The sequence below is a fragment of the Ureibacillus galli genome (genome assembly GCF_014836845.1).
GTDB classification, from domain to species: domain Bacteria; phylum Bacillota; class Bacilli; order Bacillales_A; family Planococcaceae; genus Ureibacillus; species Ureibacillus galli.
In genome coordinates, this window is sequence record NZ_JACSQA010000047.1 from 1 (window position 1) to 15,988 (window position 15,988).

At 32.0% G+C, this 15,988-nt stretch carries 9 protein-coding genes; 6 read left to right on the forward strand and 3 right to left on the reverse strand.

Annotated features, from left to right (window positions below; genetic code table 11):
* The first annotated feature begins 97 nt into the window (after positions 1-97).
* Positions 98-2,902 (forward strand): N-acetylglucosaminidase, encoded by a 2,805-nt coding sequence (locus H9636_RS18285; protein ID WP_191708990.1) that lies wholly within the window; start codon positions 98-100, stop codon positions 2,900-2,902.
* A 64-nt stretch (positions 2,903-2,966) separates the two neighbouring features.
* Here H9636_RS18285 and H9636_RS18290 read toward each other — a convergent pair whose 3' ends face one another.
* The gene (locus tag H9636_RS18290) at positions 2,967-5,381 is read right to left on the reverse strand and encodes an SH3 domain-containing protein (protein ID WP_225230331.1); all 2,415 of its coding nucleotides are present in this window, start codon (positions 5,379-5,381) and stop codon (positions 2,967-2,969) included.
* 475 nt (positions 5,382-5,856) lie between these two features.
* Here H9636_RS18290 and wecB point away from each other — a divergent pair, with 475 nt between their 5' ends.
* Positions 5,857-6,987, forward strand: coding sequence for a non-hydrolyzing UDP-N-acetylglucosamine 2-epimerase (gene wecB, locus H9636_RS18295; protein ID WP_191708992.1), 1,131 nt, complete (start codon positions 5,857-5,859; stop codon positions 6,985-6,987).
* Between the two features lie 131 nt (positions 6,988-7,118).
* On the opposite strand, the gene tagD is transcribed toward wecB, so the two are convergent.
* On the reverse strand, positions 7,119-7,520 hold the full coding sequence (gene tagD / locus H9636_RS18300; protein WP_191708993.1) for a glycerol-3-phosphate cytidylyltransferase: 402 nt from the start codon (positions 7,518-7,520) through the stop codon (positions 7,119-7,121).
* Positions 7,521-8,038: 518 nt separating this feature from the next.
* On the opposite strand from tagD, the gene H9636_RS18305 reads away from it, so the two are divergent.
* Entirely contained in the window at positions 8,039-8,758 is a 720-nt protein-coding gene (locus H9636_RS18305; protein WP_191708994.1) for a WecB/TagA/CpsF family glycosyltransferase, read from the forward strand.
* A 113-nt stretch (positions 8,759-8,871) separates the two neighbouring features.
* Here the strand turns inward: H9636_RS18305 and H9636_RS18310 are convergent, their stop codons facing one another.
* On the reverse strand, positions 8,872-11,028 hold the full coding sequence (locus H9636_RS18310) for a bifunctional glycosyltransferase/CDP-glycerol:glycerophosphate glycerophosphotransferase (protein ID WP_191708995.1): 2,157 nt from the start codon (positions 11,026-11,028) through the stop codon (positions 8,872-8,874).
* 293 nt (positions 11,029-11,321) lie between these two features.
* Between H9636_RS18310 and H9636_RS18315 the strand changes: the two genes are divergently transcribed.
* From H9636_RS18315 to H9636_RS18325, 3 genes are all read left to right on the forward strand, one after another.
* The gene (locus H9636_RS18315) at positions 11,322-12,140 is read left to right on the forward strand and encodes an ABC transporter permease (protein WP_191708996.1); all 819 of its coding nucleotides are present in this window, start codon (positions 11,322-11,324) and stop codon (positions 12,138-12,140) included.
* A gap of 133 nt (positions 12,141-12,273) precedes the next feature.
* Positions 12,274-13,056 carry a teichoic acids export ABC transporter ATP-binding subunit TagH gene (gene tagH, locus H9636_RS18320; RefSeq protein ID WP_191708997.1) on the forward strand — a complete coding sequence of 261 codons (783 nt, stop codon included), beginning with the start codon at positions 12,274-12,276 and terminating at the stop codon, positions 13,054-13,056.
* Positions 13,057-13,250: 194 nt separating this feature from the next.
* On the forward strand, positions 13,251-15,914 hold the full coding sequence (locus H9636_RS18325) for a PA14 domain-containing protein (RefSeq protein WP_225230332.1): 2,664 nt from the start codon (positions 13,251-13,253) through the stop codon (positions 15,912-15,914).
* Positions 15,915-15,988: the final 74 nt, after the last annotated feature.

Consider the following 15,988-nt stretch of genomic DNA (forward strand, 5'->3'; position numbering starts at 1 on the left):
TTTTATTTCATAATAAATAAAAGTACCCTATAAGAGAGACCTTTTTTCAAGTGTCTTTCTTATAGGGTACATTTTAAATGGGGATACTTTTTATTTAATGAGCACCCAACCGAGTAGTACTTCTGGTGTCGTTGGTTGGGTGAAATCACCGAACGTAAAAGTGTTGCCCCATACAACAATCAATTCACAAAAGAAAACTTTGTATGTGAAAGGAAATGGAAAAGCTTATCGAAAAGCTTGGGGTGGCACAAATGATGTTATCTATAATGAAATGTCTAAATATTCTAATTTAGAGTTCAAAGTAGACTTAACTGAAACGGTTGGGAAAATGACGTGGTATAGAGGTACCGTTAATGGTGTGAAAATGTGGTTACAGTCGAATCAAGTGATTATCCCGAAATCGATAAGCCTATTAGGACATATTAATGGATCTGCCACAACGATATATCCCGTTAAAGGTGCAACAACGTCAATAATTGAAGCAAAAAAATATTTTAGCGCAGTTTACTATATTAAAAGTTTTGCTTACATTGACAACGAACTGCATTACATAATTAGCACCCAACCGAGTAGCGAAAAGGGAGTTGTAGGTTGGATAAAGGCGAAAGATACGACAACTTTTGCTCATAAAACAGTAACTGGAAAGCGGCAGACCCTCTATTTTAAAGGAACTGGAAAAGCGTATAGTAAGGCGTGGGGTGGTTCAAAAGATTTAATTTTCGATAACATGTCTCCATATATTTATGAAAGTTTTCAAGTGAATCTTACGGAAACTGTTGGCACAAATATTTGGTATAGAGGGACATTGAACGGTAAAACCCTTTGGCTACATGCTAACGATGTTTCAACTACGGTACCAAAAGTAGAAATAAGTAAAACTAGTTTACTAGGTCATTTAACGAGTAACGCAACGATATATCAAGTTTTAGGAAAATCGAATTCAAGTGTTTCTACTAAGTCGTATATAAATACTGTTTATTACATAAAAAAGCAGGTGAAAATGAATGGTATTTTATACTATTTAATTAGTTTGAAACCAAGTAGTGAAGTGGGCACAATTGGTTGGGTGAAATCAACGGACTTGCATACACAAGTCCATAAAACAATCAGCTCAAAGGAGAAAACTTTGTACATTCATGGTACAGGAAAAGCCTATAGTAAGGCGTGGGGTGGTACGAAAGATATCGTCGTTTCTGATATGTCCGATTATCAATTTTTAACATTCACCGTCAACTTAACGGAAACCGTTGGCAATACAACATGGTACAGGGGAAATTTAAATGGAAAGACAATTTGGTTACACGAAAAAGATGTCGTTGTATCAACTGCAACAAGTTTATTAGGTCATATTAACGGGAATACGACAACGATTTATCGTAGGGACGGAAATATTTCATCTACACTGGATGCCCATTCTTACTTTAATGCTGTGTACTATATTAAAACTCAAGGAAATTTTGATGGAGAGGTATATTTTTTAATTAGTAAAACGGCTAATGGGGAAGGAACAGTTGGTTGGATTCATTCAAATCAAGTTACAGAAAAAGCTCATAAAACGATAGACCATCAAGGGGAAAACTTTTATTTAAAGGGGACAGGTTCTGCTTATCAAAAACCGTGGGGTGGAACGAAGGATATTATCTACAATGATTTAAGTCAATTTGCGAAGGAAAGTTTTCAAGTAAACCTTACAGAAACCGTTGGATCTACTGTATGGTATCGAGGAACTTTAGCAGGTAAAACGGTATGGATTTCCGATGAGCATTTAAACAAAACAATAATCACCTATTCAAAATACGATTTAACTATTAACGAAGCTCTGGCATTACAAATGAAAGCTACTCCACAGACGGATAAATATCGAAATTTACCTGGCTATATTAGTGGAGATTTTGTAGAAATGGTGATGGGAGGTTCAACGACAAGTTCTGGAGTACGTCTCAGAACCTCCCCGAAACTTGATACAAATAATAATGTTTACGAAACGGTTCCAATAGGTACTGCTTTTACAATATTAGATGATCATATACTAGGTGATGCGACTTCTGGTTCTACTAGATGGTATCAAATTCTCTATAACGGAAAAGAGTTATATGTTCATAGTTCACTAGTACGAATCAGTTCCGATCTAGGGAAAGTAACGAAAACGGTCATTATTCGAGCAGAAGCATCCGATCAAAGTCATATATACGGGAAGTTAGTAGCAGGCACATTCGTTACGATTTATTCAACAGATTCCAATTGGACTCAAATTGCCCTTGGAGTGTGGAGAAATGCGACCCAATCCGATGTGAGTTATTATTTAAATCCAAATAATTTTGTGAATGATCCAAAACAAAAATTCCAGTTTCTCGATTTATCGAAATCGAGTGGAGTATCTGTGGCTATATTAGATAATCATTTAAAGAATAAAGGGATATTCCATAATCTCGGTGAAGCGTTTGTTCAAGCTGGGGCACAAAACGGAATAAATGAACTCTATCTTGTATCTCATGCGTTACTTGAAACGGGGCATGGCACTTCAGAATTAGCCCAAGGTATTAAATATAACGGGACGGTTGTGTATAACATGTATGGGATTGAAGCCTTTGACCACTGTCCAAATGAATGTGGAGCAAAAAAGGCATATGAGGAAGGGTGGACAACCCCTGAAAAAGCGATTGTTGGCGGTGCAAAATATATTGCCAATGATTATATTAAAGGAAAAAATCATACAGGTACGATTCAAAATACATTATATAAAATGCGCTGGAATCCGGATGCAATGGTCCGTTATAATACGGCCAGCCATCAGTATGCAACAGATATTGGGTGGGCATATAAACAAATTAATTCGTTATACAATCTGTATCAAACCCTGGGTATAAGTAATATTATTATGGATGTACCGGTATATCGTTAAAAATAAAGTAGCCACAAATGGAAAAATTTGTGGCTACTTTTTACTTTCATTACATATTCTATTTTTAGCGGTTTAATTCACGAACGAGATAGCCACCAGAAACCCAACCGTAATTACCATTAACTTTTACTTTGTACCAACCATTTTTCGTAATCGGAACATCTTTGGTATCTAATGCAAGTTCCACATATTCTTTATGGTTAATCGTCGTAATAACTTTTGCACTTGTAGAAGCATCTGCTCGTACATTTAAAGCAGAACCGCCTGCATCAACCCGTCCTAAGTTTTTAACAGTAAAGTATTTATTATATGAACTAAAGGAAACGTTCGCATAATAAGTTCGATTGTTGTATTTTACGGTTAACCAATAATTATTATCTTTTTCAAGTAGGTTGAATTTTGCCCCTTTTGGCATAGTCCCAACCACTTTACCAGATTTTTTATCATATAGGTTAAACGCGCTTTTCGCAACGGCTAACGTATTCGTCGGGAAGACATCCGATAAGTCAGGGTAACCCGGGTTCGATACTGGAGTCGTATTTGGGCTACTTCCAGCAGCACTTTCTTTCGAATATTCCATAATGTTTGTCATATGACGAGCGATTAGTTCGCCCCATTTTTCGTCCGTTGCATAGTAGAAATTCATCCCTTTACTTAAGGAATCAACGCGCCCACCTGCAATACTTTTAACGGAATATCCTAAATAAGTTCCTTGGTTATGCCAACTATTTCCTAAATACGTTGCTTTAATCTTTTGAGCAATAAATTCAATGTTTTGTTTAATAGAATCGAATTTTACAGCACCAAGGTAAGGAACTAAATCATAAGCGCCATAGCCAAATAGATTGTAACGATCTAAGGCGATTGTTGATTTCCCAAAATTACTTTCATGAATGGCATGTGCTGCCAAATAAAGGGCATTCACACCGTATTTTTTTCCAACCTCTACAAAGTCTGCACCTGAATTCAATAAAACACTTCGGTTATTCCCAACTCGATCTTTAATGTAAGCATTGATTTGGTCTGCAGTAACAGAAGAGACTGTTCGTAAATCCATAAATAAATAACTATTTTTGTTTGCTTCTAACGAGTCAATCCGCGCTTTCGTTGATTGACTAATTAAGTAGCTTCCTGAAACAAAACCAGTCTTCCCGTTATAAGAAACTTTGTACCATCCGTTACTTGCTTTATAAGTAGATGTTAGTTTCGTATTCGCAGGAATTGTTCCTAACGATGCGGATGACGTTGAGTTAGAAGTTCTTAAATTTAAAGAATTCGTTGTATATACAATCATCGAATTAATCGTTTGTCCAGGAGGCAGATTATCTGAACCAGTACCTGTAGACGGATTTGTAGGGCTTGTCCCGTTGTTTGTTGAAATTTTAATATAGTCTGAGCTTACCCAACCTGTTACTCCATTGTATTGAACTTTATACCATTTCCCTGAAGTTGAAATATACGTAACAGTTTGTCCGTTAGGGATTGTTAATAAAATTTTCCCAGCGGTCGAATTCGTTGAACGTAAGTTTAAGTTTGCGGTTGTGCTATAAATTTTATTTACTGTTGAATCGTCTGTACTTGGTTTTGATGGTTCATTTGTACTCGGTGTAGAAGGAGTACTTGGTTTCGTTGGTTCACTAGTACCCGGAGTTGAAGGGGTACTTGGTTTCAGTGTCGTTCCATTGTTAGTGGATGTGGCTTTAATATACGCCGAACTAACCCAGCCAGTTTTGCCGTTGTAAGTAACTTTATACCAATCGCCTGATTTAGAAATATAATTTACTGTTTTTCCTTTCGGAATCGTTAATAAAATACTTCCTTTAGTAGAATTAGTCGAACGTAAATTTAAATTAGCTGTTGTCGTGTAAGTAGATTTAGTTGCTGAATCATTTGTGCTTGGCTTAGACGGTTCGCTTGTACTCGGCTTTGAAGGAGTAGTTGGTTTCGTCGTCGTACCGCTGTTAGCCGTTGCAACTTTGACATACTTCGAACTAACCCAGCCAGTTTTCCCGTTATATGTAACTTTGTACCAATCACCAGATTTCGAGATGTAACTAACGGCTTTCCCTTTCGGAATTGTTAATAAAATACTTCCTTTAGTAGAATTAGTAGAACGTAAATTTAAATTAGCTGTTGTTGTATAAGTTGTTTTAGTAGCTACAGCATTTGTTGTTTTAATATAGTCAGAACTAACCCAACCTGTTTTCCCGTTGTATGAAACTTTATACCAAGTACCAGACTTTGAGATATAGTTAACCGTTTTTCCTTTCGGAATTGTTAATAAAATTTTTCCTTTTGTAGAGTTAGTCGAACGTAAATTTAAGTTGGCTGTTGTTGTATACGTTGTAGTCGATGCAGCTGCCACTTCAATTGATGAAAATGGTAGGTCAGAAGCAAAACTCGATCCTAACAGTATACCGGATGAAAGTAAAACGCTCGATACGCCTGTCTTAATAAGGGTTTTGTTATTTTTTTCCATCATACACGCTCCTTTTAGTTGGTTTAGTTTTAATCTAATAAATTACCATATTAGTAGTAGTCCATTCTAAGGTTATATCGTGCAATTTAAAAAATATTTAAGTTAAATTTTAACATTAAAGATTAATTATTGGTGATGTAATTGTAATTTTTGTTAAATTGTTATTTATGAAATAAAATAGTTGTAGATAGTAGTAAAATAAAGGGGAGGAAAAAGTTAGAGGATAAAATTGAATTATATAAACATTAGATAATGAATTGAAACTAATTGTTTCCAAATCTATATTAGCTATTTTATTAAAAGTGAGTTGAAATGTTTGGTACTTTAAAAGCGTAATATTTTGTTAGAAGTATCTTAGATAAAATTAGTTTGTTTCTAATTTTTGAGATAGAGATTAATAGATAATAGTAAATCTAAAACTATATCTTAGAAAATATGTTGTTATAAAAATTTCCCCTTGAAAGGTTGATACATAATGTCAAAAAAGTTTAAAGTAATGACTATTTTTGGTACGCGTCCAGAGGCAATTAAAATGGCACCCCTTGTACAGGAGCTCCAAAAACATCCGGAACAAATTGACTCCATTGTTACTGTTACTGCCCAACATCGTCAAATGCTTGATCAAGTTCTTGAGACATTTCAAATTAACCCAAATTATGATTTAAATATTATGAAAGATCGACAAACATTAGTAGACGTTGCTGTGAACGCTTTACAAGGTTTGGATGCTGTCATGAAGGAAGCGAAACCAGATGTCGTTTTAGTACATGGTGATACGGCAACAACCTTTGTTGGTAGTTTAGCAGCCTTTTACAATCAAATTGCCATCGGTCATGTTGAAGCGGGTTTACGCACAGGAAATAAATATTCACCCTACCCGGAAGAAATGAATCGTCAACTAACTGGTGTCATGGCAGATTTGCATTTCGCTCCTACGGAAGTATCAAAGCATAATCTTTTACTAGAAAATAAGCCAGAAGAATCCATCTTTGTCACAGGTAATACGGCTATTGATGCATTAAAAACAACTGTTCGACCTGAATATACACATCCCGTTTTAGAAAAAATCGGGACGGATCGTATGATTTTATTAACCGCGCACCGGCGTGAAAATCTAGGGGAGCCTATGCGTAATATGTTCCGAGCGATTGTTCGAATTTTAGAAGAGCGTGATGATGTGCAAGTTGTTTATCCTGTTCACATGAATCCTGTTGTACGGGAAATTGCCAATGAAATTTTAGGTAATAATCCTCGTGTCCATTTAATTGAGCCGCTGGAAGTTTTTGATTTCCATAATTTTGCTGCCCAATCATTTATGATTTTAACAGACTCTGGAGGCGTACAAGAAGAAGCGCCATCTTTAGGGAAGCCCGTTCTTGTCTTACGCGATACGACGGAACGCCCTGAAGGAATTGCAGCAGGGACATTAAAACTTGCTGGTACAGATGAGGAAACGATTTATCGTTTAGCGACCGAACTACTAACGGATGATAATGCATACAACGAAATGGCCCAAGCTTCCAATCCTTATGGAGATGGTTTGGCATCGAAACGGATTGTGGAACATTTACTATCTTATTTAAATAAATCAAAGGTTCTTCAATAGTAGTACAAGTTAGAATTTTAAAGATTATGATGGAGAAATCATTTTCTTTAGTACAATTTTGAATGCATTTTTCAACATTATATGTAAAAAGGAAGCTCCCAATCATTATGATTAGGAGCTTCCTTTTTACATTATTTTTTACCTGCTACTTCTTTTAAATCCTTTTTAATTTTCGTTGTTGAAATACCGACCGTTCTTGGTAAATAAACAACTTCACAATATTCTTTTAGGAAGTCAAATTTTCCTTCCCAATCATCACCCATTACAAAGACATCAACATCGTATTTTTGAACATCTTCGATTTTTTGTTCCCACGTATTTTCAGGAATCACTAAATCTACATATCGAATCGCTTCTAAAATCATTTTTCTTTGTTCAAATGTATAGTAAGCTTTTTTACCCTTCAATGCATTGAACTCGTCCGTTGAAATCGCAACGATTAAATAATCGCCCTGTTCCTTAGCGCGACGAAGAATATTTATATGTCCTGAATGTAGAAGATCAAATGTACCATAAGTAATTACTCGTTTCATTAAAGTTCCTCCATCTATCAATTTATTCATCTGTGTTATGAATTATTACTAGTTCAATTAATTAAATTTCATATAGTCTTATATTATCATAAATAAAACAGAAAAAATTTACAATTTGTAAATATTTTTTACAAAATATGTGACAAGCTACGCTATATATTTTTCCATTAAAACTATCAAAAATATACAAGTTTAAGTATGCAGTCAATTATAACTGTTTATTGGCTACAAAGAAAGAAGTAATATTATCAACGTAAATAAAAAAAAGGTTTAAATGGTAAATTAATGTATTTTTATTTGGGCATGTTAAGTTGCCGGTTGAAAATTCATGAAAATAAAATTGATGTTCACGAATAAATAATTATTTGTTATAATAATCTTTACATAAAAAAAATAATTTTATCATGGGATTATTATTTTTAAAGGTTATTTACAAAAATAGTTTAAAAGAATTTATTAAACCATTTTCATTGAAAAAAGAAACCGAGAGTCATTTAGAAAATGGGGGATTATTATTTATGTCTACTGTAGAAATTCAAAAAATAAAATTTAATAATAATAGTATGAGTGAATTTATTGATATTTTTGATTCGCGAATACATGAGCAAGAGAAAACGTTTGTTGTTACAGCTAATCCAGAACTTGTTTCTTTTGCTAATAAGGAACCTAAATACTTTAATACTCTTAATCATGCAGATTTTATTTTACCAGATGGAATTGGTGTTGTAATTGCATCCAAAATCATTAATCAACCATTAAAAGAAAGGGTTGCTGGTTTTGACTTAATGGGGGAACTTTTAAAAAAAGCAGAAAATCAAGGTTTAAAAGTATATCTTCTTGGTGCAAAAGAGTCTACTATAGAAAAAGCTTATTTAAATATTAAAACTCAACATCCTAAATTAAATATTGTTGGGAAACATCATGGTTACATTGATGTTAATGATGAAGAACTTGTACAAGAAATGATCCGATTAGAACCCGATTTAGTATTTGTTGGCCTTGGGTTCCCAAGACAAGAATATTGGATTGAAAATCATTTAGGTAAGTTTAAAAAAGGTTTATTTATGGGAGTTGGCGGAAGTTTTGATGTATGGGGCGGGGAAGTTAAAAGAGCTCCTCAAAAATGGATTGATTTGAATTTAGAATGGTTATATCGACTTATTAAGCAACCAACACGTTTTAAGAGAATGTTAGTGTTACCTCGCTTTATTATGAAAGTTCTAGTAGAGCGAAAATAATTCTTTTAGTTTGATAGTATAATTTTATCTCATATAAACTTTTAATTTTATATAAAAATTAAAGTTAAAACTTATTAAACGGAGGCCGGTTTTACCGATCTCCGTTTTTTTCATTAACCAATAGTTGAATTCATTATTTCATCTAATTTATTTTGTAATGCTTCATTTGAACTGATCATTTTATTATTCGTAAGATTTTCTTTGGCTTTCTGATAGGAATCTAATGGATACGTACTTCCTAAACTTTGAATTTTTTTTGCTAAATCAACCTCATTATCTATACAAAATGGTTTTAATAAATTTAGAATATCTTCATAAACCCCTCTGGAATTCGAATATTTCTCAAAGTCATTTATAAACAGATAAAATGGTTTATTAATTGTCAATCCATCGAAAATTACGGAAGAATAATCACTAATCATAATATCGGAAATTAATATTAAATTTTGAACATCATGTAAATGAATATGATCGTTGTTTTTAGAATTAAAATGATGATTTTTATTCAAGATTACATAATCATCACCTAGTAACTTTTGTAGTTTTTGAACATTTAGTTCGTATGATAAATCGAAATCATTTGTTTTATAATTGTAATCTCTCCATGTCGGTACGTAGAGTACTATTTTTTTATTAATAGGAACTGATAGTTGTTTTTTAATTTGTTTGATTAATTCTTCATTATTACTATTTTCTTTTAACCATTGAACTCTTGGATAACCGAAATTTAAAATATTATGTTTAGGAAATGCAAAAGAAGAACTTAGCTTTTCCAATCCTATTTTTGAGTCTGAGAGTAAATAATCCCATCTAGTTATATCTGCATGTTTATTTTTCTTATGATATATATTGTTACTCGAAATAATTCTTTCATGACTATCAAATAACATCTTTTTAAAGGGAGTGCCATGCCATAACTGAATCCATTTTTGACCATCTTTTTTTGTAAACTTTAAAGGTACCCAGCTTTCAGCAATTACGATTTTTGCTTGTGAAAGAGCATAATAAAACTCTTTACTGTAAGGAGATACTCTCTGTTCTTTAGGAATGTTTTCATCCTTCGTTGTAAATAAAATCGTATATTGTTGAGGGTTGTTTCTTATTAAATAATCAAATAAATATTTTGAGTTTCCTTCATACCTGTGATCAAATCCTAAAAATAAAATGAAATTATTCTGAATTGGTAATCTCGATGTTCTTTTTTGAATGATTTTTGTGTATAGATTTTTCCAAGAAGAAGTTTTTCTTAGGTTCAAAACTTTGGTTAAAGCTTTTTTAAATTTTGTCTTTCTATTTAAACTATCTATTAGAAGTATGTTATTTAATTTACCATTTTGAACTAATTTTTTTCTGAAATAAAGGGAATTAATTATTGTTGCAGTATTTGGTATATAATAATTTTTATTTTTATTATTTAATATTTGGATGATTTTTTTTAAAGTTTCCCTTTTTACTCCTTTAGGTGCTCGTTCATGAATATAACTTAATGTTTTTCTAATAATATACCGGTATAGTTGGTAATAAGATTCTTCCCATCTTGGGTTAAATTTATTTATTGTTGATTCAACTGCTTTGATTAATGACTCGACATGAATCATACTTTTTCGGTTTGTTTTTGTTGTAGAGTTAGTATTTACTCTGACTTGATATAACGGATTATGGATGATGCCAATTTTATTTGCTTTTTGAGCAACTTCTACATAAAACTCATAATCTTCATAAATATATCCTTCTCCATATTTAATATGGTTGTTTACTAAAAATTCTCTATTATAAAGTTTGTTAACAGTAAAGTAAGTTATTGCTTCTAGTAGCTTTTCGCAATGTTTTCCAGATAGTTCATCATTAAACATAAATTTATCTATATTTACATATTTAAATTGCCCATCTGGATTAAAATAAATCCAATCACAAACGACAAAGTCATAGGCATTTTCTTCTGCCTTCTTATACATCTTTTCTATTGCTTCCTCATGCAATAAATCGTCTCCGTCTAAGAAGAAAATATATTTACCACTTGCTTCTGTAATCCCTCTATTTCTTGCTGTTCCTTGCCTCATATTTTTTTCTTGTTTAAATAATTTCAAATGAAATTTACCATTATAATTAAATTTTTGGACAATTTTTATAGTTTGATCAGTAGAGCAATCATCAACAACAATTACTTCTATTTCACCATTAAAAGTTTGATTTGCTATCGAATATAGTGCATCATATATATATTGTTCAACGTTGTATGTTGGTATAATAACTGAAACATCGAATCTCATTTTTAAGCCTCCAATTTATATAACAAAAGCATTATATCATAAAGAACTTTTTTAGTTTATTCTTTAATTATGAAGCTTTATTATATAAACAAAAAATAGAGATTGAGTTTAACTTTAATAATCAATCTAAAGTTAATTAATAAAGGCGATCATTATATATTTCCGAAGTAACAAATTGTAGAAATTCATAATCGAAAATAGAAAGTCATTAATTTGTTATGAATTTAACATGATTTATTTGTTAGAATAAAAAAGTTGTTATTTTTATTGGTATCACATAAAGGAGTTAATCGATGAAATCAATGTTTAAAATTTTAAAGGAACAATTTCAATATTTTTATTTAATAAGAAGATTGTCAGCATTTGAAATAAAAAGTGAGAATAGAAATAATTTTCTTGGTTCCTCATGGGAAGTAATTAATTTAGTTATTCAAGTTGCTATTTACTGGTTTGTTTTTTCAAACGTAATGGAACGTTCTGATGTGACTTTGGCAAATGGAGAGAAAATACCTTATATTTTTTGGTTATTAGCTGGATTTATATTGTGGGTTTTCTTTTTTAAGTCTACACTTAATAGCTCTAGTTCAATTTATTCAAGAATTAGAATATTAGCTAAAATGAATTTCCCAATGAGTATTGTTCCGAGTTTTGTTATTTTTTCTCAATTATATATTCACATCGTTATGATATTAATCTTTGTTATAATTTTCCATATCGGAGGATACTTCGCAAATATATATTATATTCAATTGTTATATTTTATCCCTGCAACAATTTTCCTGATACTTGGGTTATCACTTATTACATCCACTTTATCGACGATTGTTCGTGATGTTCATATGCTTTTAAATGCAGTGCTTCGAATGTTTATATATCTATCGCCTGTATTGTGGGACATTGGAAAGCTAGGGGCGCCATTTGGTGATATCGTAAAACTAAATCCTTTATTCTATCTTCTTGAAGGTTATAGAGCTGCTTTCTTTGGAAGTGAATGGTATTTCATTACACACTGGGAGTATTCAATATATTTCTGGGTTCTATCTATATTGATTTTTATAATTGGTTCTAATCTTCACTTGAAGTTTAGAAGGCATTTTGTTGATTATTTATAATTAGATTTGTATTATAAAAAGATATTAGAAGAGGGTACTTGATTGGTCCCTATACTTTTACCTTTATTAATAGCTTTTGTTGAATGTTCTAAATTATAAAGTTGGAGAGTTTCTTTAGAAGGGATTAATTAATTTGGAATATGTAATTGAATTAGAAAATGTAAAAAAGAAATATAAATTATATAAGAATCAAAAAGAAAGACTTTTAGATCTAATTTTACCAAAGAGTTATGGTGAAGAATTCTATGCATTAAAGGGAGTAGATTTTAAAGCACAGGCTGGAGATACTATTGGGTTTGTTGGAATTAACGGTTCAGGTAAATCTACCCTTTTAAACATTGTTGCAGGAATATCTCCTGAAACTTCTGGTAGCGTAATAGTTAGGGGACAAACGGCTTTGATTTCTGTAGCAACGGGTTTCAAAGAGAGTCTTACCGGAAGAGAAAATTTAGAAATGAAATGTTTAATGCTAGGCTTCTCTAAACAAGAAATTGATGCGATGGAAGAGGAAATCATTGAATTCTCTGAACTTAATCGATTTATAGATCAACCAATGAAAAATTATTCGAGTGGTATGAAATCTCGTCTAGGGTTTGCAATATCAGTTATGGTTGATCCTGATATATTAATTATTGATGAAGCTTTATCTGTCGGAGATGCTACATTTACAAAAAAATGTTTAGATAAAATTAAAGAATTCCAACAAAAAGGAAAAACAATTATTTTTGTGAGTCATTCAAATTACCAAATTAAACAGTTTTGTAATAAAGTTGTATGGCTAGAATATGGTAAAGTAAAAGCCTATGGACCTACCGTTGAAACTATGAAAGCATATGAAGAATTTATAGCAGAATTTAATAAATTGTCAAAAGAAGAGAAAAAAGCGTATCAAGAAAAACATAAATTCAACAATTAAATAAATGATAAAAAGAGTAAATCCGAAAATAATTGGGTTTACTCTTTTTATTTAGATTAGATTGGGTTACATATTCTGTAAGTAAAATTACAAGAATATTACACTTATAGTTTACTAACTTTGGATATGCTATAATATTTTAGTAATTCTATATATTAGAATAAGTTTTGAGGAAGGAGTTGTTACGTCTAGTTTTGAACAACATAATTAAATACGGTTTACTAGTCCTTTTATCCATAATTATTTTTTCTACTAATAACATTGAAGCGAGTGCCGATTCATCTAAATGGAATGCTACTTTTTATTCAAATGGTAATTTAACGGGTAAAGAAGTGAAATCTACATACGATTCAGTTGATTTTAACTGGCAAAGAAATTCTCCAATTAGTGGAATTCCTAGTGATAATTTTTCGGCGAAATTTACTAAAACATTTACCTTAGATGAAGGGATTTATAATTTCCGTGTTTATGCGAACGACGGTGTACGCATCTATGTTGATGGTAAATTATTAATTAACGAATGGAATAATGATCAAGGCCTAAAGTTTTTTGCTAAGCCGACTTATTTAGCATCAGGGTCCCATAAAGTTGAGATACACTACAAAGAATTAGTAGGTTTGGCAGAACTTAGATTTGAGATTGATAATCTGTTAAGAAATGATCGTTGGTATGGAATGGCGTTTTCAAACAGTAATTTAACAGGCAATACTGCATTGCTTGGTTATCAACCTCAAATACCTCAATTAGATTTTGATTGGGGATGGGGATCTCCAGCTTCAAACATTCCTAAAGACAATTTTTCATCATTGTTTCAACGAGAAATCAATGTTGAAGAAGGTGCGTATAACTTAAGGGTGTGGGCAAATGATGGTGTACAAGTATATGTCGATGGAAAATTAGTAATCGATGAATGGGATAATAATCAAGGACTTAAATTCTTTGGAAAACCTGTTTACCTAAAAAAGGGAACCCATAAGATACTAATAAAGTATAAAGAGTTAGTCGGTGTTTCTCAGCTGAAATTTGATATTGATGATTTGACTAGAGATAACAGATGGTACGGGCTAGCATTTTCCAATCCGGATTTAACTGGTGAAACAGCTTTATTAGGATATCAACCTCAAATTCCAAATTTAAATTATGATTGGGGTAGAGGTTCACCGTCTTCAAATATTCCAAATGATAACTTTTCAACATTATTTCAACGTGAAATCAATGTTAAAGAAGGAGCCTACAATTTAAGAGTATGGGCAAATGATGGTGTACAAGTATTTGTAGATGGCGCGCTAGTAATTGATGAATGGGATAATGATCAGGGGCTACAGTTTTTTGGACAACCTATCTATCTTAAAGAGGGAAGTCATAGAATTCTCATTAAATATAAAGAACTTACTGGTTTAGCTCAATTACGGTTTGAAATTGATGATTTAATGAGAGATGACCGTTGGTATGGTTTGGCTTTCCCAAATAAAGATTTTACTGGGTCGCCAGTACTACTTGGTTATCAACCTCAAATTCCTGAACTAAACTTTAATTGGCAAGGTGGTTCACCTTCAGAATTAATCCCAAATGATAACTTCTCAGCACTATACCAGAGATATATTGAAACAAATTCTGGGAATTATCAATTAGATGTTACTGCCAATGATGGGGTTCGTGTTTATATTGATAATAAATTAGTGCTTGATGAATGGGGTAATCGAAGCAAGGGTACTTGGTCAAAAACTATTAATTTATCATCCGGAAAACATCATGTTTTAGTTAAATATTTTGAAGGTACTGGAGTAGCCGAGTTAAGCGTTAAACTAAATCCAAGTAAAAGTATTAAAAATACTTATGTAAACTATGATATTACGTTAGATCAAATGGCTAATATTCAGATGAAAGCAACTCCACAAACGGATAAAAGGTATCCGCTTTGGGTACGTTCAGATGCGTTTGTATCGAATAGTATTAAAGATGGTAAAGGTATAATCAAAGATGAAACGTGGAATTTAAGAAGAGGACCTGGTACTGAATTTGCCATTGGTGGTTCTGTGAGTAATGAAACGGTTTCTATTTACGATAGTACTAAAGGTAGTGACGGATATATTTGGTATCATATAAAAAATACTACAGGATGGGTTATACCAGACTTGGCGGATTTGAAATATTATATTAATCCAAATAATTTCACTGGGACTTTTAAAGATAAGCTTCAATTCCTTAAATTATCAGAAGTAGCAAATGTTAATATTAATGAAATGAATGCAATTTTAAATAATAAAGGAATATTTGCAAATAAAGCTGATAGTTTCATTCAAGGAGCGAAAAATAATAGTATAAATGAAGTATATTTAGTAGCCCATGCGTTATTAGAGTCTGGAAATGGGACATCCGATTTAGCTAGTGGACAAATTCAAGTCGGTAGTTTAGGGGCCAATAAATGGGTTTCATTCCAACCGAATGGTACATATACCGTTGAGTACAAAACAGACACTAGAAAATGGGAAGTAATAAAAGTTACTAACTTTGATAAAAATCAAGCAACTAATATTAAAAAAATATACAATATGTTTGGCATTGGTGCTTATGATAGTAATCCATTAACTTTAGGAGCTATAAAAGCATATCAAGAAAATTGGTTTACTCCAGAATCAGCGATTATCGGTGGTGCATCATTTATAGGCGATTCTTATATCAATGTTGGTCAAGATACGTTATATAAAATGCGTTGGAATGTTGTAGGAAATGTAGCATCACATCAATATGCAACTGATATTGGTTGGGCATATAAACAAACTAGCAAGATGAATGAGATTTATAATATGTTAAGCTCCTATTCAATTACATTCGAGATTCCTGTTTACAAAAAATAAAAAGAGGCTGGGACATAACTAGCTTCAAATAGTGAGAAAGGTGAATTTGATGAAACTCAAATTCACCTTTCTCT

Excerpts from the sequence above, each read along its gene's own strand:
- H9636_RS18285 (WP_191708990.1), top strand. The coding sequence starts at position 98 with ATGAGCACCCAACCGAGTAGTACTTCTGGTGTCGTTGGTTGGGTGAAA.
- H9636_RS18290 (WP_225230331.1), bottom strand. The coding sequence starts at position 5,381 with ATGGAAAAAAATAACAAAACCCTTATTAAGACAGGCGTATCGAGCGTT.
- wecB (WP_191708992.1), top strand. The coding sequence starts at position 5,857 with ATGTCAAAAAAGTTTAAAGTAATGACTATTTTTGGTACGCGTCCAGAG.
- tagD (WP_191708993.1), bottom strand. The coding sequence starts at position 7,520 with ATGAAACGAGTAATTACTTATGGTACATTTGATCTTCTACATTCAGGA.
- H9636_RS18305 (WP_191708994.1), top strand. The coding sequence starts at position 8,039 with ATGTCTACTGTAGAAATTCAAAAAATAAAATTTAATAATAATAGTATG.
- H9636_RS18310 (WP_191708995.1), bottom strand. The coding sequence starts at position 11,028 with ATGAGATTCGATGTTTCAGTTATTATACCAACATACAACGTTGAACAA.
- H9636_RS18315 (WP_191708996.1), top strand. The coding sequence starts at position 11,322 with ATGAAATCAATGTTTAAAATTTTAAAGGAACAATTTCAATATTTTTAT.